A 26,522-nucleotide genomic window follows, 5' to 3' on the forward strand; every position below is an offset into this window, starting at 1 on the left:
GTTGCTCCCGTCAGGCCAACGTGTCCAGCGTCAGAGGTTCGATGCCCCGCGCACGGTCGATCTTCTCGGCCACGCGGAAGGCGGCATCCAGCTCGCTGATGCCGTGCTGCTGCATCAACTGGAAGCGTTCGGCCTTCTCCTCGGGCTCGGTCATCGCCATCGCCAGGTAGAGGCTGGGCGGCACAGCGCGGAACAGCACTTCCATCGACTTGGACAGGATGACGCCCTCGCTGAACTTGCCGGCCTCCTTGCGTGCCGAGAGCATCAGCGCCTTCTGCGAAGCGTTGAGTTCGCGGAAGCGCGCGATCTTCTCGACTTCATCGGGTGGCATCGACAGGCAGATCCACCACTCGATCATGTTGAGCATGGGCTCGGCCGCTTTCGGCAGGTCGTCCAGGTTCTGCGTGGCGAGCCAGAACCAGGCGCCGAGCTTGCGCCACATCTTGGTGATCTTGACCACGTAGGGCGCGAGCAGCGGGTTCTTCGTGATGATGTGGCCTTCGTCCGTCACGTTGATGATCGGGCGGCCCAGGAACTGGTCGCGCTCGGCGATGTTGTTGACGGTGTTGATGAGCGAGATGTAGGCAATCGAGAGTTGGGCGTTGTAGCCCTCGCGCGCGAAGGTGGCCAGGTCCACGATGGTGATGTCCGCCTCGGGCCACGGCGTGCCGGACCGGTCGAACATCTCGCCGTCCACGCCCTGGCAGAACATGTCCATGGCGTCGGCCATCTCCAGCAACCGGGCGCGCCGCATCTCAGGCAGCGTGGCGTCGCGGGCGCGCTCGCGCAGCGCGTCGCGCACATCGCGGGTCAGCACCGTGCGCTTCTCCGCTACGCATTGCTGTGCCGCATCGAGAATGCACTGGCGGATCAGGCTGCGGTCGGCGCGGGTCATGCGCGCTTCTTCCTTGTCCTCGCCACCGGTGATCATCAGTCGCGCAGTGATCTCCAGCTCCCCGAGCACGTCGCGCTGCTCGTCACCTTCCACGGCCATGCCGGCATCGGTCTGGTCTTCGTCGAGCGCATCGGCGTCCAGCGTCTGTACCTGGCTCGGCGTATCGACCAGGCGCCAGGCGTCGGCGAACGGAGCCAGACTGACGCCCGCGCCGGGTGCAAGTTTCACCCGATGCACGGTGAGACCCAGCCGTGCCGCGAAGTCGCCAAACAGGCCGAAGCTGTTGCCCGCCTCGACGATGAACAGGCGCGGCCGATAGATCGCCGTCACCTGATTCAGGATGTTGTTGAGCGTCGCGCTCTTGCCCGAGCCCGTGGGGCCGAACAGGAACAGATGCGCGTTCATCTGCCGGTCGAGGCGGTTCAACGGATCGAAGGTGATCGGACCGCCGCCGCGGTTGAAGAACGTGATGCCCGGATGCCCCGTGCCCTGGCTGCGGCCCCAGACCGGCGCCAGGTTCGCCGCGTGTTGCGCGAACATGAGCTGGGTGTACCACTGGCGCTTGTCGGCAGCCGGATCGAACACGCACGGCAGCCAGCGCAGATAGCTGTTCAGCGGCGCCACCTCGTCCTCTTCGCGTACCGGTTGCAGGCCGGCGTTGAGCATCACGTTGACGAGCTGCAGGCCGCGCGCATCGAGCTGGGCCAGGTCGCGGCCGCGCAGGTAGAAAGCCAGCGCGCCGCGGTAGAGCTTGTGCGCGCTGCCGATCAGGCCGCGCGCCTGCTGGACGTCCTGCCGGGTCTGCTCCGAGGCCAGGGTCTCGCCGACGGCCTTCCTGGCGAGGTGGTTGAGGTGCGCCTCCAGTACGTCCTGGGGCGTGGCGACCAGCGTCAGGCACATCACCGTGTCCTCGGGCATCTGGTCGAACAGCGCGTTCATGGCATCGCCGCCTTTGCGCGTCTCGCCCGTCAGATGGCCCGTCACGGGTGGCGTGCGCAGGCGATCCATCACGATCACCCGATGCGGCATGCCGTCGAAGAACCACAGGCCGTTGGGCACGTCCGAGCGGGGCTGGCCGAAGAACAGGCGCTGCGCGAAGTCGGTGCCGCCGGCGAGTTCGATCTCGCCCTCCTCCCGCTCTTCCGGGTAGCGGGTCAGCGCGTAGAAGCGTTCCCGATCTTCGGCAGTGGCGCCGAGTAGGGTCGGATTCGGGTTGAACCAGCGCATCAGCCAGGCGTGGATGTCCGCCGCGCCGAGACGTCGGGCTTTCACGCCGGCATTCGCCAGCCCGCCGACGAGGCGGTCGCAGATCGTGGTCAGCGCCTGCTCGGGCGACTGGCCGCGCCGCGAGGCCGGGGCCGCGGACGTGCGGCGGTAGACCACCATGCGCACGCGCCGGACCTGGCCGCGCCACGGCAGGCGCGTCACCGTGGTGTCCTCGAACAGGCCACCCGGCTTGGCGATGGCCCGCAGGTGATGGGCGAAGAAGCGTAGGTAGAAGTCGCTGAACGCGCTGCCCTGCGCACGCGGCTGCAGATAGTTCGCCAGGGAGCGCAGATAGTTGTCCCAGTCGGCCTCGTCCTGAGCGTAGAGCTGCACCACCCAGGGGTTGTCGTCCAACTCGTCGAAGGAGTCCTGCAGGGCGTTCTCCAGCGCATCGCGCGCCTGCCACAGCCAGGCCATCTCGCGGCCCTCGGTGCCGACCGGCGCCAGCTCGAAGAAGGCCGCCACCGACTGGCCATCTTCCAGCAGCATGCACTTGGTGTCGGGCAGATACTCGACCCAGGGCAGCAAGTCCGCGAACGACGGCGCGACCCCATAGAGCGCATCGTGGTCGGCCTGGGTGGCCGGCCTGCGCCGGCCCCGGCCGAGCGCGCTGCCCGGCTCGGCGACACCCTGTGCCGCCAAGGCCGTTACGTGCCGTGCCCAGGCATCATCGGCCGCATCTACGGCGTCAGCAGGCGATGCGTCGGGCTTGCGTGACCACGGCAGCGACCAGGCCATCAGTAGTCCTCCACGCGCTCGCCCGGCATCGCGTACTGCACGCGCTGGTAGAGCGGGAACACCGTGCTGTAGCCGGGCACCGGCACCGGGTCGGTGCCCGCCAGGTGCGGGAACACGTACATCACCAGGTCGGGATTCGGCAGGCGGTGGAACTGGCGGTGAATCTCGTTCTGCGCGGTACGGGTGTAGCGCGCCTGCATGCCTGGCGCCGCCTGCACATCGGCCTCGGTCAGCGGCCGGCGCAGGCCCTGGCGCGCATCGAGCAGTTGCCGGGCGGCCTGGCCGCCGCCCGCGCTTCCGCCGGTCTCCTGATGCCAGATGTCGAGCATGGTGCTGTCGCCGTGCGGCAGCAGCTTCTCCTTGCTGGTAGCGCAGCCGCCGAGCAGGGTGGCCGCCAGCAGCACGGCGGCCGCGTCAATCCAGATCCGATGCATGGGCTTCTCCGGTGCGGTGGTGGACCCGACGCCCCTTGGCGTCGTAGTCGATGTCGAGCGGCTGCTCCAGATGCACGGCCACTTTGGCGCCCGGCTGCACGTAGACCGCCGCGAAGGCCTGGCCGTAGAGCTTGTTGACCCAATCGGCCATGTCGCGCACGCCGCCCGCGAGGATGCGGCCCATCGCTTCGTTGCCGCTGATGCCGACGGTGCCCAGCGAACCGTTGCTGTTGGCGACCACGGCCACGCTACCGTTGTCGGACTTGATGAGCGAGGCCGCGCCGGCGCCGGCCGCGGTGATGAGCGCCTGGCTGCCCAGGTACTGCTGGGCGTTGCTGCGCCGCTCGCCGCTGACGCAGGGAATGCCGTAGGGGTCGCTGATCCAGCCCAGGCCGCCTTGGATGCTGGCGCCGTTGTGACCCGCGTTGCCGCCGCTGCTGCCGCCCTTGCTGCTGTCCTCCGGCACCGTGCGGATGGTGCCGTCCTGGAACACGAACGTGACCGAGCGGATTTGCCCGCGCACGCACGAGAGCGTCCAGTCGCCCGAGGCCGTGCCGCTGACCACGGCGCCGGCCACGTCGGGGATGTCGATGCCGTTGGCCGTGAGGTTGTCCGGGCCGATCAGAACCTTGAACGGATAGGGATCGTTGACGGTTCCGTCGATCGGCACGCGCCCGATCAGCGCCGTCATGGCAATCGACCCCATGAGCGTCGAGTTCGACGGCACGGTGTAGACCGCCTTCGTGGATGCGCCCACCGCGCGGCTGCCGACGTCGGCGACCGATTCCACTGCGGCCGACAGGCTTTTCTGGCCCGGCCCGAAGCTCAGGGGAAAGCTCGGCTCCTTGCTGCCGTTCCTGGCGTCGACCTTGGCATCGTCGGGCTCGACCCACTGCGTGCCACCGGCGCCGCGGTTGAAGCGCTGGCCATCACCCTCTTCCAGCCCCAGCCCGACGGGCAGGTCGGACGGGCCACCCTTGCCGGCAAGGCCGTCCAGTTGCCGCTGCAGATCCTGCAGCAGCAACTGGGTCTGCTGCCTGTCGCTGGCCACCTGGGTGCGCTCCTGCTCCAGGCGATTGCGTTCGCCTTCCAGCGCGCTCTGGATGCGTTGGTCGATCGCGCCTTCCCGCGCACGCAGGCGCTCGTTCTCGGCCTTGTGCTGCTTGTTGTCGCCGAGCGCGCTCTGCAGCTCGGTGCGCAACTGCTTCACCTGGGCCACCAGCGTGGCGACGGTATCGCGCGGCGTGTCGCCAGCGATGCCCAGGGCTTTCATCTCCTCGGGCGTGAGCGTACCGGCCGCGCCCTTGGGGGCGGGCTGGCCGCCGGGGGCGCCGGAGAACAGCTTGATGCCGACGAACACCAGCAGCAGCGCCATCGGGATCAGCAGCCACTTGAGCAGCGGATTACTCTTCATCGCGCGCTCCTCCGGTCGAGCCGGCCGCGGCGGCCGGCGGCAGGTTCACGCTGGCGTCGATCGGGCTCAGCGCCGGCAGCAGCGACTCGGCCAGGCCGTGGCCGCGCGTGACCAGATAGAGCACCGTGGTGTCGGACGGGGTACCGGCCGGCCCCAGGTTCGGATGCTGGAAGGTCGCCGCCACGAAGTTCCCCTGCAGGGCGCGCGGGTCGAGGTCGAGCCAGCGCGCCGAGGTGTTGGTGAGTCGCACGGCCGTCACCCACTGGTCTTCCAGGCGCCACGCGACCAGTGCCCGCGCGTGCACCGGCAGCGTCGGCAGCAAGGTGTCCAGCGCGAGGCCGCGGCGCAGGTTCACGCGCCCGATGCCGGCGACCGGCTCGACGGTGCGCAGCGGCGCGTACAGGCTCTGCGCGGCATGGCGCGTCAGCACGACCGGTACCGGCGTTTCGCGCCGGAGAAGGGGTTTGTCCGCGGGCGCATCGGCCTGCTCGTCCGCGCCGCTTGCTGCACCGCCGCCGTAGCGCTTCGCGGGGGCTTCCGCTTCCACGATGCGCACCGGCTCCAGCGGCGCCTGGCCGTCCTTCGCCGGCTCGGCGGCGATGTCGAGCAGGATCAGCGCGCCGGATTCCACGTCCTGCAGTTGCAGCCGCGTGGGCGGAATCGGCTCGCTCGCCCGCAGGTAGATCGCGCCGCCCGCACTCTGCACGCGCAGGTGGTCGCCGACGCTGGCCGGCACGCCGACGCGCACATTGCGGTCGATGAAGACCACGCGCTCCTGGCCGACCACCAGCGGCACCGGCAGGGGCAGGCGCTCCCAACGCAGGATTTCCACGGCCTGGCTGGCCGGCACGAAACCGAGGATCAGCAGGACGCCGGCCAGGGCCGACCAGTTAACGGGCTTCATGGGGAGTCTCCCTGCAGATGGCCGGAGGCATTGGCGGGCACGCCGGCCTGGGTCGGCGTCGGCGACGGTTCGATGCGCTGGGGTGCGCTGGCGTAGCAGTCCAGCGCCAGGCCGAAGGGGTTGTGCTCGGGGTCGATGTCCAGCCGGACGACCTTGATGGGGTAGCGCACCAGGGCGCGCTTGACCTGCTCGGAGCCGTAGTATTCGTCCGCGCTCACGTCGAGCGTGACGATCCAATCGCGGTCGGAAACCACCTTGACGCGCGTGGCCGGATCATCGCCGTAGCCGCGGCCGGGAATCTCGTAGATGCCGCGCACGCGCTGACGCAGCTCGCCACTGGCACGCCGGTACTCGTAGTCCTGCTGCAGGAAGGCCCGGCAGCTCGGCGTCAGGTAGGCCGACAGCGCGCGCAGGTTGCGCGGGTAGTCTTCTTCGCCGTTCGTGGGCCAGCGCTGTACCTGCTGCCAGATGTAGAAGGAGAAGGCATACACGCTCTCGGGCGGCACGTCCCACCACTTGCGCGTGCTGCCCGAGCGCAAGTCCGGCGGCACATGGATGGTCAGACTCTTCGGCGCACTCCACCAACCGAAGCCGAGCAGCAGCGCCACCACGAACAACGCGCCGGCCCCCAGACGCAACGTCTTCACGTGCGCCTGCAGGTGCGCAACCTCGTTCTTGAAACGGCTCATGGCGTACCTCGATCGGCATTGCGCCGGGTAGTCCAGTAGCCCGAGCGGGTGATGAGGCGCTGGCCGCCCAGGAGCGCTGCCAGCGCCGGGTGCCGCAATGCCAGCCGCCACTGGAGCTGCCGGTAGAGCCAGGTGTCGGGCCGGCCGCGCTTCTGCGCGCGCAGGAAGCCGCCACCGACGAAGACGCCCAGCGCGATACCGGCGACGATCAGCGTGGGCACCACGGCGATGCTGTGCGTGAGCCAGGCCAGCGGCAGGCCGAGCGCGAACCCGGCGGCGGCCGACAGGCCGGTGCAGATCCACAACTCGTCGGCGGTCAGCCCGCGCACGACCACCGGCTGGCGGTTCAGCCGATGCGGCAGGAAGGTCACCAGCGTGTCTTGCGGGGTCTCCGAAGGGACGGCCATCGCTTGCCGCCCTCACAGCACGCCGGTGGCCTTGGTGAGCAGCCAGATGCCGACCACCAGGAGGATCGCGCCCACGGCGACCGTCAGGCCGAACTGGCCCCAGGTGGCGCGGCCGGTGTGGATCTCCGAGTAGCGCGTGTAGGCGTGATAGCAGACACCGACGAACATCGATGCGACCACGAGCAGCGCGATCAGCAGCACGATGTCGTAGCCGTAGTTCTGCAAGGTCTGCAGGATGCCGCTGCCCTGGCCGCGCGAAGGGTCCTCCATGGTCGGCAGGCCCTGCGCGAAGGCCGACAGCGGCAGGCCCGCGAGCGCCAGCGGCAGCAGCGGAGCGGCGATGCGGGACGGAATGCGATGGGATGTCGTTGGAGTGTTCATGGCGTATGGCCCTTCGTGACGGTCAGGAGAGGAGGAAGAAGGTCAGCACCAGGTACATCGCCACGAAGCGCACGACGACGGCGAGGAACTGACGTTCAGTGATGCGGTGCTCGGCCCAGCCGACGTAGGCGGTGCGCATAGCCCACACGCCCCACAGCAGCAACACGGCGAACACGAAGCCCAGCACCACGGCAGCGACGGCCGAAGGCGCAAAGCCGCCGTTGGCCTGGAAGGCGGCGACCTGATCGGCAGAGGGCGTCATGGCGACGGCTCCTCGTCGTCGGCGCGGTCGCGGCGGACGTAGTCGCCGGCCAGCGGGACGGGATCGCGCGGCTGGGCGCGCTGGGGCACGAGGTAGTCCTGCAGGCCGGCGCGAACGCGGTTCAGGTCGGCACGCAGTCGGGCGTAGTCGAAGTGGTAGCGGGTGCGTTCCTGCGGCGCGGTATTGGCGGCGTGCTCGGCGAGGCGGTCGATCAGGTTGAGCTGGCGGACGAGGGCCGCCAGTTGCTCGTGTTCAGCGGTGGCATCGCCGGCCGATGCGGGCGATGCGCCGGCCAGCGCGATGATCAGCGCCAAGGCCAGGGCCGGCACACGGCGGCAAGGGGTCGTCGGGTTGCCAAGGGATGTCATCACGCCGTTCCGCAGTCGTCTGGATGGCGGGATGCTGCGGCGTGGGGCCGGGGTGTGCCGCAAAGAATCGGAACGGGCGGTGCACCCGATTTGCCTCGATGGTTGGCGTAGCGGCGTACCAGTGGTGATGGCGGCGGTGCTGTGCGGACGCACTTCATTCCTGCCTGAACCTACGGGATGCCGCGCATCGACGCTGGAAGCCGGCTCGGACCAGGCGCCTGGCATCGACCCTGTTAGCGGATAATCGGCTTTAATCGGCAAAGATCGTTTGCCATCGGTCTGCCGGCTGGTATATTTTCAGGCGGTTTAACTGGGAGAACTGCGCCTGCTCTCCCTTACTTCGCCTCTGGCGAGCGCATGGTTTAACCCCAATCGCCCACGAGGAGCTTGAGGAATGGCCGAGATGGAAGACCGCTGGTTATCGATAAGTGAAATTTGCAAGTACCTCGGGGTCAGCAATGACACCGTGTACAAGTGGATTGATAAACATGAAATGCCCGCGCATCGCATGGGCCGCCTCTGGAAGTTCAAGAAGGATGAGGTGGACGAATGGGTGAAGGCCGGTGGCGCTGCCGAACATCACAAAAAGGAATCCTGACCAAGAATGAGTAACGACAGATACAGCATGTCATTTACAACGGGCAGTCTCTTTCACCGCGAATCGGTGAAGCTGGCCGCGCTGTATCTTGATCTTGGCGACTGGAACTCTGTTCGAGACAAGGTCATCGCAGAAAATTTACTGCAGACAAGAACACTGAATACGCTCAAGCGAGTCTGCCGCGAAGTTGTCTCTCGGCTTAGGGCGCTGACTCAAGGCGAACTTGAATTCCTTGTTGAGGCCAGCCATCAAGAGCAGGCCTATCTCCTGTGGCTCGCCGTTTGCCGTCGGTACAGATTCATCGCTGATTTTGCCGTCGAAGTGCTTCGAGAGCGATACATCACACTGAAAAGTGATCTGACCCACGAGGATTTTGATTCCTTCTTCAACCGGAAATCCGAGTGGCATTTAGAACTGGATGAGATCACCCCGGCGACGCGAAGCAAATTGCGCCAGGTCTTGTTCAAGATACTTCGCGAGGCCGATCTCCTAACGGCCAACAACATGATACATGCGGCCATGCCCAGTCCGAGACTGTTGGATCTGATCCATCAAGGCAGCCGCAGGGATGTTTTGTACTTCCCTGCATTTGAATCCGATGTGAAGGGGATGAAGCGGTGACAGCAGATATAGCCAGAATGCCGATGCAGGACAGATTTCAGCATCTCTTTGCTGTGATCTCGGGCCAACGTTTTCTCAATAAGCAAGGTCTCGGTAACGAGGTCCCGTTCTTCATCTGTCCCTTCAAACCGGAAGAGTCCGTCGAAATGGAGCGGCTCCAGCGTCAGCTGATCAATCGCCTTGAGCAGGCCGGTGTTCGGATTCTGGAGATCAATCTGTATGACCTTTCAATAGCAATCCTTAAAGAGCGTGACATCTGGGACCAGATTGTCGAGATGGAGGATTCTGTCTCAAAAGAGCAGCTAAAGGAACTGTTGCAAGGTGTGCTGGACCCAGAAGCGCATCTTGTTCCGGCCATCGCAGCCAAGCTGGCAAGCACGGATTTCGAGGTTCTTTTTCTATCCGGCGTTGGCGAGGTGTTCCCCTACATCCGCTCGCACAACGTTTTGAACAATTTGCAGAGCACCGCGAAAGAAAAGCCGACGGTCATGTTTTTCCCGGGAGCCTATACCCACTCTCTGGAGTCCGGAGCATCGCTCGATCTCTTCGGAAGGCTGCATGACGACAAGTACTACCGGGCATTCAACATCTTTCACTGCGAAGCCTGATTTTGATGAAAAGAGCTGAGGGAAGCGTGATGACTCTTAAGACCATTTTTCACAAGCCGGTTGACCGCCCGATTGAAGGGGTCATCAAAGCTGACGATGAGGCCAGTCTTCGCCTCGAAATTGAAGAATATGTTCTGACCAACGAAGTCGAAAAGCGACTTGAGTCCTTTCTAGATGCCTACAACAACTATGAAGGCGCCAATGGCGTTTGGGTTTCCGGCTTCTTCGGGTCAGGTAAATCCCACCTGTTGAAGATGCTGGCGCTCTTGCTCGAAAACCGGCAGATCGACGGGGCCTCGGCTCTTGACCTGTTCCTGCCCAAGTGTGGCGACAATGAAATCCTGCGCGGCGATCTCAAGCGAGCGGTCGCCATCCCGTCGAAAAGCATTCTGTTCAACATTGACCAGAAAGCGGACGTCATCAGCAAGACTCAGCTCGATGCGCTCCTCGCTGTCTTCGTCAAGGTCTTTGACGAGATGTGCGGGTACTACGGCAAACAAGGGCACATCGCCCAGTTTGAGCGCGACCTCGACAGTCGTGGCCTCTATGAACAGTTCAAGTCGGCCTATGAATCCGCAGCGGGCAGAACATGGCAAAAGGGCCGCGAGCAGGCCCTGCTTGAAGCGAAAAACATTGCCAAAGCCTATGCCCAGGCAACCGGTGGTGACGAGGCATCGGCCATGGGGATACTCGATAAATACCGCAGCCAATACCGTGTCTCCATCGAAGATTTTGCCGAACAGGTGCATGCATATATCGAGCGGCAATCGCCCGATTTCCGCCTGAACTTCTTTGTCGATGAGGTCGGTCAGTACATCGCTGAAAACGTCAAGCTGATGACCAACCTCCAGACCATCGCCGAGAGCATGGCAACCAAATGCCGCGGCCGCGCATGGGTCATCGTGACCGCCCAGGAGGACATGGGGACGGTTGTCGGCGAGATGGGCAAACAGCAAGGCAACGACTTCTCGAAAATCCAGGCCCGGTTCGCCAATCGCATGAAGTTGACCAGCGCCGACGTGGCGGAGGTTATTCAGAAGCGTCTGCTCATGAAAACCGAAGAAGGCGTCCGCCTTCTGTCGGACACTTACCACGCGCAGTCCAACAACTTCAAGACCCTGTTCGACTTTGCCGACGGTTCGCAAACCTACCGGAATTATCAGGATCGGGATCACTTCATTCACAGCTATCCGTTCATTCCGTACCAGTTCGCGCTGTTCCAGTCGGCCATTCAGAATCTGTCGCAGCATAACGCCTTTGAGGGCAAACACAGCTCGGTGGGCGAACGCTCCATGCTGGGTGTGTTCCAGCAGGTGGCGATCCAGATCGGGGATCATGAAATCGGTCAGTTGGCGACCTTCGACCTGATGTTCGAAGGCATTCGCACCGCGCTGAAATCCAATATCCAGCGGGCCATCATCCAGGCAGAGAACCATCTTGATGGTCCCTTCGCGATCCGGCTGTTGAAAACGCTCTTCCTGGTCAAGTACGTCAAGGAATTCAAGCCGACCGTTCGCAACCTGTGCGTGCTGATGCTGGACGGCTTCAATCAGGACCTGCCCGCACTGAGAAAACGTGTCGAGGAGGCCCTGAGCCTACTGGAACAGCAGACCTATGTGCAGCGCAATGGCGAGCTTTACGAATACTTGACCGACGAGGAAAAAGACGTCGAGCAGGAAATCAAGAACACCGAGGTGGAGTCGGCAGACGTGGCCGCCGAGCTTGAGAAGATCGTTTTCGACCACGTCATCAAGCATCGGAAGATTCGTTACGACGCCTCTTCATCAAAAGATCAGGGCCAGGATTATCCGTTCTCCAGAAAGCTCGATGATCGGCTGCACGGGCGCGAGCACGAGCTGGCCATCCATGTCATCAGCCCGTTCCATGAGCACGCAGAAAATGAGCCAATGCTGCGCACAAGCTCAACTTATAAGTCTGATGAACTGTTTTTGATCCTGCCAGCGGACGAACGCTTGATCCGCGACATTCTGATGTACAAGCGGACGGAGAAATACATCCGCCAGAACATCTCAATCACGCAACAAGAGGCGGTCAAACGCATCCTGACGGACAAGGGTTTCCAGAACCGGGAACGGTATGCCGAGCTGCAGCAGCGCGTCCAGAGCCTGATGAGCAAGGCCAAGCTGTTCGTGGCAGGTGCCGACATCGAAATCGGTTCCGAGGATGCGCAGACCCGGGTGCTGCGCGGATTCCACGAGCTCATCTCCCGCGCCTATCCGAACCTTCGCATGCTGCGCGGCATCAGCTACAAGGAAGAGATGATCAAAACCATCCTCAGTAACAAGGATGGAACTCTGTTTGGAAGTGGCGCCACCTCCCTGGCCGAATCCGAGCAGGAGCTGTTGGCGTTCATCCAGAGTAACAACCGGGGTGGCGTGCGTACCACGCTGAAAAACCTGCTGGAGAAATTCGAGCGCAAACCCTACGGCTGGTACTACGCCGCCGTGCTTTGCACGCTGGCCAACCTGTGCGCTCGCGGCAAGGTCGAGGTCCGCACCGACGGCAACTTGCTGGAAGAGGACGAGCTGGAACGGGCGTTGCGCAACTCCCATGGCCACGGCAATGTGGTGCTGGAGCCCCAGGTCGAATTTAGCGCTTCACAGGTCCGCACCCTCAAGGAGTTCTTTGAGGACTTCTTCGATGCTCCGCCCGGAGCCGGTGAGGCTAAAGCACTCGGCAAGGAAACCGGCACCGCGCTCCAGGAACTCACGCATCAGCTCACCCCGCTGGCGGCCCAGGCATCCCAATATCCGTTCCTGAACGCGCTGACACCGGTGCTTGAGAAGCTCAAGGAGCTGACCGGCAAGCCCTACACCTGGTATCTGACCGAACTCACCCGCCAGGAAGATGCGCTGCTCGATATGAAAGAAAGCGTCATCGACCCTGTCCGCAAGTTCATGAGCGGGCCGCAGAAAGGCATCTTCGATAACGCCCGCAAGTTCGTTCAAACCCAAGAGCCCAACTTCGCCTACATCGAAGGCGATGAATCCGCTCAGGTAGTCGCCAGCTTGACCGATCCGGAGTGCTTCAAGGGCAACCGCATGCAGCAGGTGAAGATGCAAGTTGAAACCCTGCAGGAGAAGGTCACGGCCCAGATCGAGGCCGAGATTGCCAAGGCCAAGGAGACGGTCGCCGCCCTTAAAGACCGCCTCTGCGGCATGACTGAATTCGGCGCACTGAACGGCGAGCAGCAGGAGCAGATCACCCGTCCGTTCAACGAATTCAACGCGGCCATTGAGCGCCAGAAACTGATTGCCGTCATCCGCGACACCCTGCGCCGGTTTGAGGAAAGCGACTACCAGCGGTTGCTTTCGCAGATGACATCCTGGGCGCAACCGGCACCAACACCCGAGCCTGCGCCGAAACCTGGTCAGACCGCCACGCCGGACGAAGGTACGAAGCCCACGTCACCGGCCAAACCGGAACCGCGCATTGAGTACGTGCCCAGCCGCTCGGTGAAGGTCTCTTTCGACAAAGCTTGGCTGGCCGACGAGACCGACGTGGAACGCTACCTGGAATCCATGCGCGAGGCGCTGCTGGATGAAATCCGCAAGGGAAAAAGGATTCAAATCTAATGGAAACAGGAAAACTGAAGAAGTTCGCCCAGTTCGCCCGGCGCCAGCTGATTGAACAGGTATCCGCCAAGCTGAAGCTGGTGCTGGCCGAGAACAGTGCCGCCCGGCGTGAAAGCCTTGACGCCATCAAAAAACTCGAAAAGGCGATCACGAGAACCGGCACGGAACATGTCATTGAGCGGGTGGCCTACATCTGGTTCAACCGCTTCTGCGCCCTGCGCTTCATGGACGTGAACCGCTACACCCGCATCGGCGTGGTGTCACCCGCCGAAGGACAGTTTCAGCCCGAGCTTCTGGCCGAAGCCAAGATGGGGCACATCGACGAAGAGATGGTGCCAGAAAAGTCACGGCAGCAGATCTTCGCCCTGCTCGACGGTAAAGCGCCCAGCCGAGACCCGCAAGGCGAGGCTTACCGCCTGCTGCTGGTGGCCGCCTGCAACTTCTGGCACCAGTCCATGCCATTTTTGTTCGAGCGCATCGACGACTACACCGAACTGCTGATGCCCGACGACCTGCTCTCGGGCAACGCCATCCTCGCCTATACCCGCGAGGCGATGACACCGGATGCCTGCGAGGATGTCGAGGTGATCGGCTGGCTCTACCAGTTCTACATCTCGGAAAAAAAAGACGCGGTGTTCGAGGGGTTGAAGAAGAACCAGAAGATCACTCCGGAAAACATCCCGGCCGCCACCCAGCTGTTCACTCCGCACTGGATAGTCCGCTATCTGGTGGACAACTCTTTGGGCCGCCTATGGCTGCTCAACCGTCCTGGTTCGAAGCTGGTCAAGCAGATGGAGTACTACATCCCGCCGGAAAAACCGGAAACCGATTTCCTCAGGATCAGCGGCCCGGAAGACATCAAGGTCTGCGACCCGGCGTGCGGTTCCGGCCACATGCTCACCTACGCCTTTGACCTGCTCTACGCCATTTACGAGGAAGAAGGCCACGATCCGACCGAGATACCGGAAAAGATCCTCACCCACAACTTGTACGGCATCGAGCTCGACGAACGCGCCGGGGAACTGGCCGCCTTCGCGCTGACCATGAAAGCCCGCGCCCGCCAGCGGCGCTTCTTCAACAAGCGCGTCAAGCCCAACATCACGGTGCTGGAGAAGGTGAGTTTCAGCCGCGAAGAGCTGGACGAATACATGGGCCACGTTGGCCGCGACCTGTTCACCCACGGCCTGCGTGGGACGCTGCCGCAGTTCAGCGAGGCCGACAACTTCGGCTCGCTGATCGTGCCCAAGGTGGGCAACGTGGCCGATGTGCTGGCGACGTTGGAAGCCAAGGACATGGCCGGCAACCTGTTCCTGGCGGAGACTCATCAGCGCGTGCTGAGCGTGCTGCGCATGGTCGAAGCCTTGAGCCCACGCTACGCCGTGGTCGTGGCCAACCCGCCTTACATGGGCGGCAAGGGCATGAACGGGCGCTTGAGCGCCTGGGCCAAAGAGACCTACCCCAACAGCAAGTCCGACCTGTTTGCGATGTTCATCGAGCGCAACCTGGACCTTGCGGTGAAAGGCGGCGCGGTCGCCATGATCACCATGCAGAGCTGGATGTTCCTGTCCTCATTCGAGGCGCTGCGCAGCCGTATCCTGAACCAGCACACCATTCTGTCCATGGCGCATCTGGGCGCGCGAGCTTTCGACAGCATCGGCGGCGAGGTTGTCTCGACCACGGCCTTCGTACTCGAAAACGCCCACAAGCCAGATTACCGAGGAGCCTACATGCGACTGGTGGATGGCAACTCGGAGGCGGAGAAGATGGAAATGCTGGCCGAGGCTATCGCACAAGGCAGTGCGGCATGATCGGCAGCCTCCATCTCAAGAACTTCGTCGCGTTCACCGACCTGACCATCGACTTCTCGCCGGGCATCAACATCATCATCGGTGAGAACGGTACGGGCAAAACCCAGCTGCTCAAGGCCATTCTCGCCCTGTGCGGGCCGGAGGCTCGCGCGGATCAGGCCGGCGGACAACTCGCCCGCAAGCTCTGCCGCCTCTATCACCCGCTGAGCGGGCAAATTGGGGAGCTGCGCCGTGCCGGCACACGCGGGGATGCCCTGCTCAGCGCCACCTTTTCGCTCGGACAAGAGGTAACGGCCCGATTCAGCGGCACCGCCGTCGAGGCGAAAGTCAGCACCGGCGCCGGAGGTGACGTTGCTGCAGCCATCTTCATTCCGACCAAGGAAGTGCTGTCGCTGGTGCGCGGCCTCACCGCCGAGGAGCCGGATCAGCCCACCATCGAGCGCATCTTCGACGATGGCTATCTGGACCTGGCCCGCCAGCTCATCAAAGAAGGCGCCGATGATCTGGATGCCAAGGTCCGGCTCGACCCGCGCTTTGCCAGCATCGTGCCCCGGCTCGCCAACCTGATCGGCGGGCGCTACGAACTGCACGAAGGGCGATTCTGCTTCCAGGCCGGCGAGTACGTTGAAAAGCTGGGCAAAACCAGCTCGGCAGAAAAAGCCGCGCAGAGCTTTCAGGACTCCGCGTTGCAGTTTGTGCCGACCAAGGCACGGCTGCTTTCCAGCACCATGACCGCTGAGGGCTTCCGCAAGATCGGTGTACTGCAACGCCTGCTCAGCAACGGCAGCCTCAACCCCGGCACGGCTGGCCCGCTGCTGTGGGACGAGCCCGAATCCAACCTCAACCCCAAGCTGATGAGGGATCTCGTGCTGGCCCTGCTGGAACTCGCCCGCAACGGCCAGCAGGTCATCCTCGCCACCCACGACTACGTGCTGCTGAAGTGGTTCGATCTGCTGATGGACAAGGGCAAGGGGGATCAGGTGCGCTTCCACGTGCTTTCACGTGATGCCGACTCCGGTCAGGTGCGCAGAGACAGCATGGACGACTACCGAGCCATTGAACCGAACGCCATCGCCGACACCTTCAACGAACTGACCAAGGAGCAGGTCGCCCGCAAGATGGGAGGCTTGGGCAAATGAAGCTGCGCGAGCGCGATCTGGAGATCGACTTCACCGATGCGATTGACGCCATCGTCTTCGATCAGATGAAGTCAAACCAACCGAACTACCACGGTATCGCAGAGATGCACCGCGTCGATTTCGTGGTCGAGCTGGAGGCGGCGATTCTCTTCGTCGAAGTCAAGGACCCAGGCAACCCCAGGGCGCAAGCCGAAGGTCTGGAAAAGTTCTTTGCAGAGCTGAAGAGCGGCACGCTGGGCGACACCTTTGCCGCCAAGTTCATCGACACTTTCCTATACCGCTGGGCTGAAGCGCGCCTGCACAAACCCGTGCACTACATCAGCCTGGTTACATTCGAAGACAGCGAGCTGCTGCCCAATTTCTCCGACGAGATTGCCAAAAAGCTTCCTCCGATGGGGAAGGTCATGCCGCGTTGGAAACGTCGATTGGCGGAAAACTGCCAGGTTTTCAACATCGAGCTGTGGAATCAAAGTTTCCCGAAATGGCCTGCGACCCGCATCGCGCCAGCGGAAAACGCCTAGCGCCAAGGGAGGACGCCATGACCATCAACACACTCAAAATTCGGGACGACCACATGCCGCTGCAGTTCGCGGCTGACGGCGACAAGTTCAAGCTGCAGGCAGGTTCGGAAGCCTCCTGGTTGAGCAGCGAAGCCTTCGGCCATAAGGAGCTGCGCAGCCGCATCGAACCCTGGCTGACGTCGCTGTTCCAGTCGGAGCACCTGTCACTGCTGGCTGGCTCGGGCTTGACCCACGCGGTGCATTCCCTGGCCGCCGGAAAAGGCGCGGCAGGCATGGGCGCGCTGACGCTGAGCAATCATCAGGACGAAATCCATCAAGCAGCAGCGAAAACAGCAGAAGAGGCTGGGCGCGAGAAGGGCAATCTGGAAGATCAGCTGCGCGTTGCCAACGAATTACTGCGTGGCCTGGAGATTCTGCAGAAGAACAGCGAGGCAGAAGCCCTGCGCAAGGAACTGCAAACCGGCATGCAGGACTTCGCCAAGTCGATTCTGGGCAGCGAAGCGGGCATCGCCACGGCCGAAGCGGACAAACGCGAGCAGGCCTTCAACACCCTGGTCACCTTCCTGATGAGCTTTGCCAGCCGCACCGGGGTGCGCGACCGGCTGAACATCTTCACCACCAACTACGACCGGCTGATCGAAGCCGGCGCGGAGCTGGCCGGGCTGCACCTGCTGGATCGGTTCCTGGGCAAGCTGATGCCGATCTTCCGCTCCTCCCGGCTGGATCTGGACATGCACTACAACCCGCCTGGCATTCGCGGCGAGCCGCGCTATCTGGAGGGCGTGGCGCGCTACACCAAGTTGCACGGTTCGGTGGACTGGGTGCAAACGGGCAAGGACATCCGCCGCATCGGCCTGTCGTTCGGCGCAGAGAGCGTCGAGCCCTATCTGAAGGCGCCGGGCTTGGGCGCGGTTACAGCCCATCAACTGATGATCTACCCCAACGCTGCCAAGGACAGGGAAACCGCCGACTACCCCTATGTGGAACTGTTTCGCGATCTGGCGGCCGCCGTCTGCCGCCCGAACAGCACATTGGTGACCTACGGCTACAGCTTTGGCGACGAGCATATCAACCGCGTGATCCGCGACATGCTCACCATCCCCTCGACGCATCTGGTGGTGATCTCGTACAACGACGAGCCGCTCGGTCGCATCATGCAGACCTATCAGGAATTGGGCCGGCCTTCCCAGATCAGCCTGCTGATCGGCCCCGCGTTGGCAGACCTGACCACCCTGACCGAGCATTACCTGCCCAAGCCAGCTATCGACAAGACCACCTTCCGCATGAGCGAACTGCTCAAGCAGCGCATGGGGGCCGAACAGCCATCCGCCAAGCGCACGGTTGCCGAAGCAGGCGCGTTCGATGGGAGTGATCTGGTATGAGCCTGTCACCCCTGGCCTATGCCGACTCCCTGCGCATCGGCACCATCGACTTCGTCTCCCCCGACGAAATCAAAGTGCTGATCGACATCGAGGCGCCCGACGGCGTGGCGCTCAATACTGGCACGCCGCGTCCCTTCCCGCGTATCAACGGCTATGTGCTGATCCCCAGCGACGAGGGGCATCTGGTCGCCCAGGTCGAGTGGATCACCATTGAGCGTTCACAATATCCCAAGCGCAAGGGCATGCAGGACTTCGGCCTGGTGGACTTGCCCTATCCCCTGCGCAAGATGAGTCTCAACCCGCTGGGGGTGCTGGCCTATGAGGGTAAGGACACGAAGGGCAATGACGCCTATCGTTTCCGGCGCGGCGTCGAGAGCTATCCCACCGTCGGCGATGCGGTGCTGCTGCCTACGCAAAACCAGCTGCGCGCCATTGTTGAATCTGGCGACAACCGCCATGTGTTGATCGGCAGCAGCCCCTTGGCCGCCAACGCCAAGGTAATGGTCGATCCCGACCGGCTGTTCGGGCGCCATCTGGCGGTGCTGGGCAACACCGGCAGCGGCAAATCCTGCTCGGTCGCAGGCTTGATCCGTTGGTCGATGGACGAGGCACGCAAAGCCCGTGGCGGTGCAGACCCCAACGCCCGCTTCATCGTGCTCGATCCTAACGGCGAGTACGCCAACACCTTCCGCGACATGAGCAAGGTGCGGGTGTTTGCCGTCGAGCCCAGCGCAGGCGTGGAGCAACTACAAATCCCGCTGTGGTTCTGGAACAGCGCCGAGTGGGGGGCATTTACCCAGGCCAGCGCCAAGACGCAGCGCCCGACACTGGTGCAGGCGCTGAGGTCCGTCCGTGACGGCGTGTTCACCGCAACAGTCACGCCCAGCCATGAGATGCGCCGCTATCTGCGCACGCTCGTATCGGCGATTCAAGTTGAAAGAAACTCGGGAAACCCTTGGAAGGGTGCCGGGCCTGCAAAGGGCTTCCGAGATCGATTGATCAAGTGGAAAGAAGGCCTGGCGGATAGCGCCAGCTTCAGCCAGACGGAAAGCACGGCACTTAGTGAGTTGATTCAGCACATCACTCAGCTTTTAGGGGCACATCAAGGTGATTGGCCAGCAATTTTCACCCCTCAAGAGATCGGCTCACTGATCGGCGAGCTGAGCAGTACGCATTCTGTTTTTGGCGGCAGCGACACCGACATCCTGCCCATTGACGCCGATGTGCCGCGCCCCTTTACCGGCGACCAGCTACTCCGCAGCGTGGAAGCCACGGCCGAACTGCTCGGCGTCTCCGAGTACGTCGAGACCATGCAGATGCGCATCCGCACCCTGCTGTCGGACAGTCGCATGAAGATCGTCTCGGGCACCGCCCAAGACCTCACGCTGGACGACTGGCTGCGCAACTACATCGGCGACAACCAGGCATCCAACGGTTCGGTCACCGTCATCGACCTTTCGTTGGTGCCTGCCGAGGTGGTGCACATCATCACCGCCGTGATTGCCCGCATGACGCTGGAAGCCCTTCAGCGTTATCGCAAGCTGCACCACGGGAAGACCTTGCCCACCGTGCTGGTGATGGAAGAGGCGCACACCTTCATCAAGCGCTACCACGACGACGCGGAAAACCAGAACTCGGCCGCTATCTGCTGCCAGGTGTTCGAGAAGATCGCCCGTGAGGGGCGCAAGTTCGGGCTGGGCTTGGTGCTGTCCTCGCAGCGGCCGAGCGAGCTGTCGCCCACCGTGCTGTCCCAGTGCAACAGCTACCTGCTGCACCGCATCAGCAATGACCGCGACCAGGAGCTGGTGCACAAGCTGGTGCCCGATAACCTGCGCGGCCTCCTGCGCGACTTGCCCTCGCTGCCTTCCCGCCACGCCATTCTGCTCGGCTGGGCGTCGGAACTGCCGGTGCTGGTGCAGATGAACGCGCTGCCAGAGCAACACCGGCCGAAATCGGACGACCCGGATTTCTGGGCGGTGTGGTCAGGGAAGGACAGCAAAGACCAGATGGTCGAGCGCAGTGTGGATTGGAAAACGATTACGGACGACTGGCAGCAGATCAATGCGCTGGCGCAAGATTTGGAGAGTGATGATGAGTAACAGCCAAGCCAGCAAGTCCGTGAAAGGCATGGAGAAGTATTTCTTCCGGGCCTCACCGGCAGACTTTGCGAAAATCCCGGGAAATCCAATCGCCTATTGGCTGCCCCAACAAGGAATAGACGCCTTCTCTTCTGAGCGACTAGAGGAGATTGGAAAAACGCGGCGCGGCTTGCAAACAGGCGCCAAAGATCGATTCATACGCTGTTGGCATGAATGCAGCAGAGATTCGTCAGAAATGCGCTACTTGCCAAGAAATGAGGCTGTTGAGAGCAATGCCAAATGGTTCATGTTTAATAATGGCGGCGATTTCAAGAAGTGGTATGGCAATCTCGATTTAGTCGTTAACTGGGCTGACAATGGAAAAGAGATCAAAGAGTTTGAGGGATCAATTATTCCTAGTGAAGATTTATACTTCCAGGGCGCTGTCAGCTGGCCGCGTCTGACATCTGGCGAAATCGCTTTTAAGTTGCACCCAGAAGGTGTGATTCCAGGTGATCTTTCGCCATGCTATTACTCTGAACGAACACTAACGGAGCTGGGGTACCTCAATAGCAAGTGCCTTAACTACTTCTTGAAAGCGATCAACCCAACTGTTACCTCTCCGGTTGGTGATGTTGCCAAGGTTCCCACTCCAAAATTGGATGAAGAACTTGAAACAAGCATTAGAGCTAGAGTTGATAGGCTGATTGAGGTACATAAGGCTGACTGGAATTCCTATGAGGCATCGTGGGACTTCACTGCTCTCCCGCTGCTGCTCCACGACCATCGCCAGCCCACTCTCAAAGCCAGCTACCAAAAGCTCCACGCCAATTGGCGCGAGATGACGCTGGAAATGCAGCGTCTGGAAGAAGAAAACAACCGCATCTTCATCGAAGCCTACGGCCTACAGGACGAGCTGACGCCTGAGGTGCCACTCAACGAAATCACCCTGACCTGCAACCCGCACTACCGCTACGGCAACGCCAAGAGCGAGGACGAGTTGGAGGCGCTGCTGCTGGCCGACACCATGCGCGAGCTGGTGTCCTATGCCGTGGGCTGCGTGTTCGGCCGCTACAGTCTCGACAAGCCGGGGCTGATCCTGGCCAACCAGGGCGAGACACTGGCCGACTACCTTGCACAGGTGCCGCAACCGAGCTTCCCGGCCGATGACGACAACGTCATCCCCATGCTCGATGGCGACTGGTTCACCGACGACATCGCGGAGCGATTCCGCAGGTTCCTGCGCGTGGCCTTTGGCGAGGAACACTACGAGGAAAACCTCCGGTTCGTCGAGCAGGCGCTGAACATCAAGGGCAAGCGCAACTACAGCATCCGCGACTACTTCCTTGGCGAGTTCTACACCGATCATGTGAAGCGCTACAAAAAGCGGCCCATCTACTGGTTGTTCTCCAGTCCCAAGGGCAGCTTCAACGCGCTGATCTATATGCACCGCTACCGCCCGGATACGGTGAGCGTGGTGCTTAACGACTACCTGCGCGAGTTCCGCACCAAGCTCACCTCCCACAAGAACCATCTGGAGGCGGTCAGCATCAGCGCCAGCGCCTCCCAGGGCGAGAAGACCAAGGCCCTGAAGGAGATCGAGAACATCACCAAGATGATTGCCGAGCTGGAGGAGTACGAGCGCGAGGTGCTGTACCCGCTGGCCACCGAGCAGGTGGAGATCGACCTCGACGACGGCGTCAAGCTCAACTACCCCAAACTCGGCGCGGCCTTGAAGAAGATCGTCGGCCTGGATGCGAAAGAGGATTAAGGAGCGCCATTGATGGAAAACCGCATTGCCCAGGCCCTGACCAAACTCTTCGACCGGCACCGGATCGTCTTCTGGTACGACGCCAAGCAGGAGTTGCGCGACGACTTCGATGCGCTTCAGCTTCCCGGCGTCGAGAAGCTGGAGCTGATCAACAACGAGTACGGCATCAAGTACAGGCTGCTGCGCGAGCAACCGGAACAGAAATTCCTGCTCTACCGCGAAGGCCCTCAGCCCGCCGATCTGGATAACTGGCTGCTGGACGTCCAGCTGGCCCATGGCGAGTTCCGCACCGATCAGGTGGCCATCTGGCTGTCCGAGCTGGAGCTTGGCCTGGAGTTCACGGATGTGGTGCAGGCCCATGCGGAGTTCTTCCAGGCGATCAAGCGCAAGGACGCCCTCAAGAAGCTGCTGAAAGCCGACGACACAGCCGGACAGATTCGCCTAAAGATGCTGGCGGTATGCACCGGCAGCGAGCCGCGCATGGATGCGGTGGTGGAAAACCTGCTGCAAGAGCTGGCCGATGGCCGGGACGAGAAGATCAAATTGATCGGCCGGTGCAGCCTGGACGGTTTCCTCTGGGAACAGATGACCCGCTGCTATGGCTACAAGTCCGACGCGCCGGGCATCCGCGACTTCGCCATCGAGCTGTTCAAGTCATGCTACGCCATGGGCACCGCTGGCCAGGTGAAACTGACCGGCGACGCCCTGGTGTTTCTCAAGCGCTGGAAGGACAGCCGTCAGTTCGAAGGCGGTTTCGAGACCCTCTCGGGAGAATGCGCCGAGGTGCTCGGGATTGAGCAGGATCTGGCCAAGCGGGATTTCCGCGAGTTGATCGAGTTGGATTATTTCCGCCTGATTGACCAGAAGATCATCAGCGACCTCGTGCGGGCGGTGGCAGCCCGCACGGCCTCAAGCGGTGACGTGGCGATCTGGGTTCGACAGCGGCGACAAGGCCACTGGTACCGCGAATACCGGCATCTGTACCAGGCAGTCGATTACGCCGCCCAGTTTACCCACGCCCTGGGCGAGGCCAAACTTGCCATGGACAGCCTAGCCGAAGGCGTGCAGCGCTACAGCCGCTTTTGGTATCAGCTCGATCAGCTCTACCGCAAGTTCACCTACCACGTGCGCATGTCAGGACAGGCGTCGCTGATGGGCAGCCTGACCGAGCAGATTGAAAACCTCTATACCAACAACTACCTGCTGAAGCTGGGCGACCGCTTCCAGACCTTCGTGGATGCGGCATCGAAGTGGGAAGCCTTCCCGGTGCGTAAGCAGAAGGAGTTTTTCGAGTGCTGGGTACGGCCGTTCCTGCGCAAGGACAACAAGGTCTGCGTGATCATCTCCGATGCCATGCGCTACGAAATCGGCGATGAGCTGCTGAGCCTGATCCGGCAGGAGGACCGTTACAGCGCCGAACTGGAACCGGCGCTATCGATGTTGCCCAGCTACACCCAGCTCGGCATGGCGGCGCTTCTGCCCAACAAGACACTGGCGATTGTCGACAACGAAACCGGCACCGTGCTGGTGGATGGGCAAAGCTCCCAGGGTACGGTTAATCGCACCAAGATCCTGCAGGCTGCACTGAATGGCCGTGGTGAAGCCATTACCGCCGAAGACCTTATGCAGCTGGATCGGGATGGCAGCCGCGAACTGCTGAAAAGCAACGATGTGCTCTACATCTACCACAATCGCATAGACCATACTGGCGACAAGATGCATTCGGAGGGGCAAGCGTTTGAAGCGGCTGAGCAAACGCTAGGCGATATCGTCAGGCTGGTGAAGAAACTGACCGCGGCGAATGCCAACAATATTCTGGTCACCGCCGATCATGGTTTCATCTACCAACATCGACCGCTGGACGAGAGCGACTTTGCCAGTGTCGAGGCTAAGGGTGAGGTGATTCTGTACCGTGACAGGCGTTTTGTGCTCGGCAAGGGGCTTGCCGAGTCAGCCAGCCTGCACAGCTTCTCGTCTGAACAGCTGGGTCTTTCCGGGGAGGTCGAAGTCCAGATTCCCAAGTCGATCAACCGCCTGCGTCTGAAGGGCTCCGGGAGCCGTTTTGTACATGGCGGCGCATCGCTGCAGGAAGTGGTGATCCCGGTGCTCAAGATCAACAAGAAGCGCCAGAGCGATGTCACCGCCGTTGAAGTGGACATCCTGCGTGGAGCCAGCTCGGTGATTACCTCCGGGCAACTGGCGGTGACCATGTACCAGGCCGGGCCGGTGACGGACAAGATCCAGCCGCGTGTGCTGCGGGCTGGCATCTACACCGAGGCAGGCGACCTGATCTCCGACAGCCATGATCTGACCTTCGACCTGAGCTCGGACAACCCCCGGGAGCGGGAGCTACAGGTGCGCTTCGTGCTGACCCGCAAGGCCGATGAGGCCAACGGCCAGGAGGTCATTCTACGGCTGGAGGAAAAACACGCCGGGACTTCACATTACAAGGAATACAAGTCGCTCCGGTACTTGATGCGGCGCTCATTTACCAGCGACTTCGACTTTTAAAGGACGGGTGACCGATGAACGAACTTGACCAGAAAATCAACACACACTTCCCGGGACTCGTTGTCCGCAAGGATCTCGTCAAGACGGTCAAGGGCAACGCCATCGTTCCCTCCTACGTGCTGGAGTACCTGCTGGGACAGTACTGCGCCACCAGCGATGAGCCGACCATCCAGACCGGTATCGAGACGGTCAAAGAGGTTCTTGCTAAGCATTATGTTCACCGGAATGAAGCCGGGTTAGTCCGCTCGAACATCAAGGAAAAGGGGCGCTACAAGGTCATCGACAAAATCAGTGTCGATCTGAACGACAAGAAGGATGTCTATGAGGCGCAGTTCTCCAACCTGGGTATCAAAGAGGTCCTTGTTGATTCCGGAACGGTGAAAAAGCACCCCAAGGTCTTGGTCGGCGGAGTGTGGTGCATTGCTGATCTGGAATATGAGTTTACCGAAGACAAGGCCGTCAGCCCCTGGGTCTTGTCCACTCTCAAGCCGATCCAGCTCTCCCATTTCGATTTCGACGGCTATGTCGAGGCCCGCAAGCAATTCACCACCGACGAGTGGATCGACCTGCTGGTGCAAAGTATCGGCTTCAACCCGGATATGTTCGGCAAGCGCAGCAAGCTGACCCAACTGGTCCGCCTGATCCCGTTTTGCGAACGCAACTACAACCTGATCGAACTTGGCCCCAAGGGGACCGGGAAATCTCACATCTACTCGGAGTTCTCGCCGCACGGCATTCTGATCTCCGGCGGCGAGGTTACGGTTCCCAAGCTTTTCGTGAACAACTCTTCCGGAAAGATCGGACTGGTCGGCTACTGGGATTGTGTCGCCTTCGACGAGTTTGCCGGAAAGCAAAAGCGCGTGGACAAGGCCCTGGTCGACGTCATGAAGAACTACATGGCCAACAAGTCCTTCTCGCGGGGCGTCGAGACGCTGGGCGCAGAGGCCTCCATGGTGTTCGTGGGCAACACCCAGCACACCGTGCCCTACATGCTCAAGCACTCGGACCTGTTTTGCGAGTTGCCCGACAAGTTCTACGACTCCGCGTTTCTGGACCGCATCCATTTCTATATCCCGGGCTGGGAGGTCGACATCATCCGGGGCGAGATGTTCTCCAGCGGCTACGGTTTCGTGGTGGACTACCTGGCAGAGATTCTTCGCTCGCTCCGCAATCACGATTACTCGGACCGCTACAAGGAGCACTTCTCCCTCTCCTCCGATATCTCGACGCGTGACCGAGATGGCATCAACAAGACATTCTCTGGCTTGATGAAGATCCTGTTTCCGCATGGGGGGGCGACCAACGAAGAAGTCGAGGAGCTGCTGCGGTTCGCAATTGAGGGCCGCAAGCGCGTTAAAGACCAACTGATGCGAATCGATTCCACCTACGGGAACGTCCGCTTTACCTATCTGGGCACTGATGGCCAGGCCAAGCCTGTCACCACGCTCGAAGAGGAGGAGTACCCCAGCTACTACCACAAGACCATCGCCGAGGGTGAAGACGGGAATATCTTAGAAGCTGCGCAACCGAGCTTACCGCCAGTTCCAACCGAACCACTGGCACCGGCCGAGCCTGTCCTCAAGGAAATGCACCTTACATTCCAGGAGAACCAGAAAGGCCTCTCCTTCGATACGCTGCTCGGTCCTTATCTCAAGGACGCGACTGCAATCACAGTCACCGATCCGTACATCCGCCTGTTCTACCAGATGCGCAACTTCATGGAATTTTTGGAGACCGTGGTCAAGCACAAGGCTCCGGATGAGGAAGTGTCCGTGCATCTGGTGACGACGGAAGACGAGTTCAAAGGCGAACAGCAGAAAGAAAACTTCGAGAAGATGAAGGAGTCCGCCAGCTCGGTGGGCGTGAACTTCACCTGGGAGTTAGACAGCACCGGAACTATCCATGCCCGCCACATTGTGACCGACCACGGCTGGAAAATCTCCCTAGATCGAGGCCTCGATATTTTCCAGCGATACGAGTTGAACGATGCCTTTACCTTTGCAAATCGGTTGCAGCAATACCGGCCATGCAAGGCGTTCGAGGTGACGTTCATTAAACAAAAGCCGAATCGAGCTGAGGGGTAATAACATGAGCGGGATATCGGCATCACTGACGAAATGGTTTTCAGAGC

General features: G+C 61.6%; 21 protein-coding genes. 12 read left to right on the top strand and 9 right to left on the bottom strand.

What is annotated here, in order from left to right; all coding sequences use genetic code 11:
* Window positions 1–10: 10 nt before the first annotated feature.
* From ACX1DW_RS10675 to ACX1DW_RS10715, 9 genes are read right to left on the bottom strand one after another with little or no spacing between them, the layout of a single operon-like run.
* Entirely contained in the window at window positions 11–2,899 is a 2,889-nt protein-coding gene (locus ACX1DW_RS10675; RefSeq protein WP_024162453.1) for a conjugative transfer ATPase, read from the bottom strand.
* Entirely contained in the window at window positions 2,899–3,333 is a 435-nt protein-coding gene (locus ACX1DW_RS10680; protein WP_003294221.1) for a TIGR03751 family conjugal transfer lipoprotein, read from the bottom strand. The genes ACX1DW_RS10675 and ACX1DW_RS10680 overlap by 1 nt, the downstream gene beginning before the upstream one ends.
* Window positions 3,314–4,747 (bottom strand): TIGR03752 family integrating conjugative element protein, encoded by a 1,434-nt coding sequence (locus tag ACX1DW_RS10685; protein WP_003294220.1) that lies wholly within the window; start codon window positions 4,745–4,747, stop codon window positions 3,314–3,316. The genes ACX1DW_RS10680 and ACX1DW_RS10685 overlap by 20 nt, the downstream gene beginning before the upstream one ends.
* A complete protein-coding gene (locus ACX1DW_RS10690; protein WP_003294218.1) occupies window positions 4,737–5,651 on the bottom strand; it encodes a TIGR03749 family integrating conjugative element protein in 915 nt (304 codons plus the stop codon). Before ACX1DW_RS10690 ends, ACX1DW_RS10685 begins: the two co-directional genes overlap by 11 nt.
* Complete coding sequence (locus tag ACX1DW_RS10695; protein ID WP_003294217.1) at window positions 5,648–6,340, bottom strand: PFL_4703 family integrating conjugative element protein; 693 nt, start codon at window positions 6,338–6,340, stop codon at window positions 5,648–5,650. Before ACX1DW_RS10695 ends, ACX1DW_RS10690 begins: the two co-directional genes overlap by 4 nt.
* Window positions 6,337–6,747 (bottom strand): TIGR03750 family conjugal transfer protein, encoded by a 411-nt coding sequence (locus ACX1DW_RS10700; protein ID WP_003294216.1) that lies wholly within the window; start codon window positions 6,745–6,747, stop codon window positions 6,337–6,339. Before ACX1DW_RS10700 ends, ACX1DW_RS10695 begins: the two co-directional genes overlap by 4 nt.
* 12 nt (window positions 6,748–6,759) lie before the next feature.
* Window positions 6,760–7,128 carry a TIGR03745 family integrating conjugative element membrane protein gene (locus ACX1DW_RS10705; protein WP_003294215.1) on the bottom strand — a complete coding sequence of 123 codons (369 nt, stop codon included), beginning with the start codon at window positions 7,126–7,128 and terminating at the stop codon, window positions 6,760–6,762.
* Between the two features lie 22 nt (window positions 7,129–7,150).
* Window positions 7,151–7,390: a TIGR03758 family integrating conjugative element protein gene (locus tag ACX1DW_RS10710; RefSeq protein ID WP_003294214.1), complete on the bottom strand. Its 240-nt coding sequence runs from the start codon at window positions 7,388–7,390 to the stop codon at window positions 7,151–7,153.
* On the bottom strand, window positions 7,387–7,758 hold the full coding sequence (locus ACX1DW_RS10715; RefSeq protein ID WP_003294213.1) for an integrative conjugative element protein, RAQPRD family: 372 nt from the start codon (window positions 7,756–7,758) through the stop codon (window positions 7,387–7,389). The genes ACX1DW_RS10710 and ACX1DW_RS10715 overlap by 4 nt, the downstream gene beginning before the upstream one ends.
* Window positions 7,759–8,152: 394 nt before the next feature.
* On the opposite strand from ACX1DW_RS10715, the gene ACX1DW_RS10720 reads away from it, so the two are divergent.
* The 12 genes from ACX1DW_RS10720 to brxL are packed head-to-tail and all read left to right on the top strand — an operon-like array spanning window position 8,153 to window position 26,475.
* On the top strand, window positions 8,153–8,356 hold the full coding sequence (locus ACX1DW_RS10720; RefSeq protein WP_003294212.1) for a helix-turn-helix domain-containing protein: 204 nt from the start codon (window positions 8,153–8,155) through the stop codon (window positions 8,354–8,356).
* A 6-nt stretch (window positions 8,357–8,362) separates the two neighbouring features.
* Entirely contained in the window at window positions 8,363–8,977 is a 615-nt protein-coding gene (locus ACX1DW_RS10725; protein ID WP_003294211.1) for a DUF1819 family protein, read from the top strand.
* Entirely contained in the window at window positions 8,974–9,585 is a 612-nt protein-coding gene (locus tag ACX1DW_RS10730; protein WP_238537170.1) for a DUF1788 domain-containing protein, read from the top strand. The genes ACX1DW_RS10725 and ACX1DW_RS10730 overlap by 4 nt, the downstream gene beginning before the upstream one ends.
* Before the next feature lie 29 nt (window positions 9,586–9,614).
* The gene (brxC, locus tag ACX1DW_RS10735; RefSeq protein WP_176947249.1) at window positions 9,615–13,181 is read left to right on the top strand and encodes a BREX system P-loop protein BrxC; all 3,567 of its coding nucleotides are present in this window, start codon (window positions 9,615–9,617) and stop codon (window positions 13,179–13,181) included.
* On the top strand, window positions 13,181–14,989 hold the full coding sequence (gene pglX, locus ACX1DW_RS10740) for a BREX-1 system adenine-specific DNA-methyltransferase PglX (protein WP_014819600.1): 1,809 nt from the start codon (window positions 13,181–13,183) through the stop codon (window positions 14,987–14,989). Before brxC ends, pglX (ACX1DW_RS10740) begins: the two co-directional genes overlap by 1 nt.
* Window positions 14,986–16,128: an AAA family ATPase gene (locus tag ACX1DW_RS10745; protein ID WP_014819599.1), complete on the top strand. Its 1,143-nt coding sequence runs from the start codon at window positions 14,986–14,988 to the stop codon at window positions 16,126–16,128. The genes pglX (ACX1DW_RS10740) and ACX1DW_RS10745 overlap by 4 nt, the downstream gene beginning before the upstream one ends.
* Window positions 16,125–16,649, top strand: coding sequence for a hypothetical protein (locus ACX1DW_RS10750; RefSeq protein ID WP_020308057.1), 525 nt, complete (start codon window positions 16,125–16,127; stop codon window positions 16,647–16,649). The genes ACX1DW_RS10745 and ACX1DW_RS10750 overlap by 4 nt, the downstream gene beginning before the upstream one ends.
* 17 nt (window positions 16,650–16,666) lie before the next feature.
* Entirely contained in the window at window positions 16,667–18,031 is a 1,365-nt protein-coding gene (locus tag ACX1DW_RS10755; protein WP_020308056.1) for an SIR2 family protein, read from the top strand.
* The gene (locus ACX1DW_RS10760) at window positions 18,028–20,130 is read left to right on the top strand and encodes an ATP-binding protein (RefSeq protein ID WP_020308055.1); all 2,103 of its coding nucleotides are present in this window, start codon (window positions 18,028–18,030) and stop codon (window positions 20,128–20,130) included. Before ACX1DW_RS10755 ends, ACX1DW_RS10760 begins: the two co-directional genes overlap by 4 nt.
* Window positions 20,123–21,880: a BREX-1 system adenine-specific DNA-methyltransferase PglX gene (gene pglX / locus ACX1DW_RS10765; protein ID WP_202960947.1), complete on the top strand. Its 1,758-nt coding sequence runs from the start codon at window positions 20,123–20,125 to the stop codon at window positions 21,878–21,880. The genes ACX1DW_RS10760 and pglX (ACX1DW_RS10765) overlap by 8 nt, the downstream gene beginning before the upstream one ends.
* Window positions 21,881–21,892: 12 nt before the next feature.
* Window positions 21,893–24,391: a BREX-1 system phosphatase PglZ type A gene (pglZ, locus tag ACX1DW_RS10770; RefSeq protein WP_020308052.1), complete on the top strand. Its 2,499-nt coding sequence runs from the start codon at window positions 21,893–21,895 to the stop codon at window positions 24,389–24,391.
* 14 nt (window positions 24,392–24,405) lie between these two features.
* The gene (gene brxL / locus ACX1DW_RS10775; protein ID WP_458993343.1) at window positions 24,406–26,475 is read left to right on the top strand and encodes a BREX system Lon protease-like protein BrxL; all 2,070 of its coding nucleotides are present in this window, start codon (window positions 24,406–24,408) and stop codon (window positions 26,473–26,475) included.
* The last annotated feature ends 47 nt before the right edge of the window (window positions 26,476–26,522 follow it).

This window comes from Stutzerimonas sp. KH-1 (assembly GCF_054483855.1).

Coding starts and splice junctions, on each gene's coding strand:
- ACX1DW_RS10675 (WP_024162453.1), bottom strand. CDS start 2,899: ATGGCCTGGTCGCTGCCGTGGTCACGCAAGCCCGACGCATCGCCTGCT.
- ACX1DW_RS10680 (WP_003294221.1), bottom strand. CDS start 3,333: ATGCATCGGATCTGGATTGACGCGGCCGCCGTGCTGCTGGCGGCCACC.
- ACX1DW_RS10685 (WP_003294220.1), bottom strand. CDS start 4,747: ATGAAGAGTAATCCGCTGCTCAAGTGGCTGCTGATCCCGATGGCGCTG.
- ACX1DW_RS10690 (WP_003294218.1), bottom strand. CDS start 5,651: ATGAAGCCCGTTAACTGGTCGGCCCTGGCCGGCGTCCTGCTGATCCTC.
- ACX1DW_RS10695 (WP_003294217.1), bottom strand. CDS start 6,340: ATGAGCCGTTTCAAGAACGAGGTTGCGCACCTGCAGGCGCACGTGAAG.
- ACX1DW_RS10700 (WP_003294216.1), bottom strand. CDS start 6,747: ATGGCCGTCCCTTCGGAGACCCCGCAAGACACGCTGGTGACCTTCCTG.
- ACX1DW_RS10705 (WP_003294215.1), bottom strand. CDS start 7,128: ATGAACACTCCAACGACATCCCATCGCATTCCGTCCCGCATCGCCGCT.
- ACX1DW_RS10710 (WP_003294214.1), bottom strand. CDS start 7,390: ATGACGCCCTCTGCCGATCAGGTCGCCGCCTTCCAGGCCAACGGCGGC.
- ACX1DW_RS10715 (WP_003294213.1), bottom strand. CDS start 7,758: ATGACATCCCTTGGCAACCCGACGACCCCTTGCCGCCGTGTGCCGGCC.
- ACX1DW_RS10720 (WP_003294212.1), top strand. CDS start 8,153: ATGGCCGAGATGGAAGACCGCTGGTTATCGATAAGTGAAATTTGCAAG.
- ACX1DW_RS10725 (WP_003294211.1), top strand. CDS start 8,363: ATGAGTAACGACAGATACAGCATGTCATTTACAACGGGCAGTCTCTTT.
- brxC (WP_176947249.1), top strand. CDS start 9,615: ATGACTCTTAAGACCATTTTTCACAAGCCGGTTGACCGCCCGATTGAA.
- pglX (WP_014819600.1), top strand. CDS start 13,181: ATGGAAACAGGAAAACTGAAGAAGTTCGCCCAGTTCGCCCGGCGCCAG.
- ACX1DW_RS10745 (WP_014819599.1), top strand. CDS start 14,986: ATGATCGGCAGCCTCCATCTCAAGAACTTCGTCGCGTTCACCGACCTG.
- ACX1DW_RS10750 (WP_020308057.1), top strand. CDS start 16,125: ATGAAGCTGCGCGAGCGCGATCTGGAGATCGACTTCACCGATGCGATT.
- ACX1DW_RS10755 (WP_020308056.1), top strand. CDS start 16,667: ATGACCATCAACACACTCAAAATTCGGGACGACCACATGCCGCTGCAG.
- ACX1DW_RS10760 (WP_020308055.1), top strand. CDS start 18,028: ATGAGCCTGTCACCCCTGGCCTATGCCGACTCCCTGCGCATCGGCACC.
- pglX (WP_202960947.1), top strand. CDS start 20,123: ATGAGTAACAGCCAAGCCAGCAAGTCCGTGAAAGGCATGGAGAAGTAT.
- pglZ (WP_020308052.1), top strand. CDS start 21,893: ATGGAAAACCGCATTGCCCAGGCCCTGACCAAACTCTTCGACCGGCAC.
- brxL (WP_458993343.1), top strand. CDS start 24,406: ATGAACGAACTTGACCAGAAAATCAACACACACTTCCCGGGACTCGTT.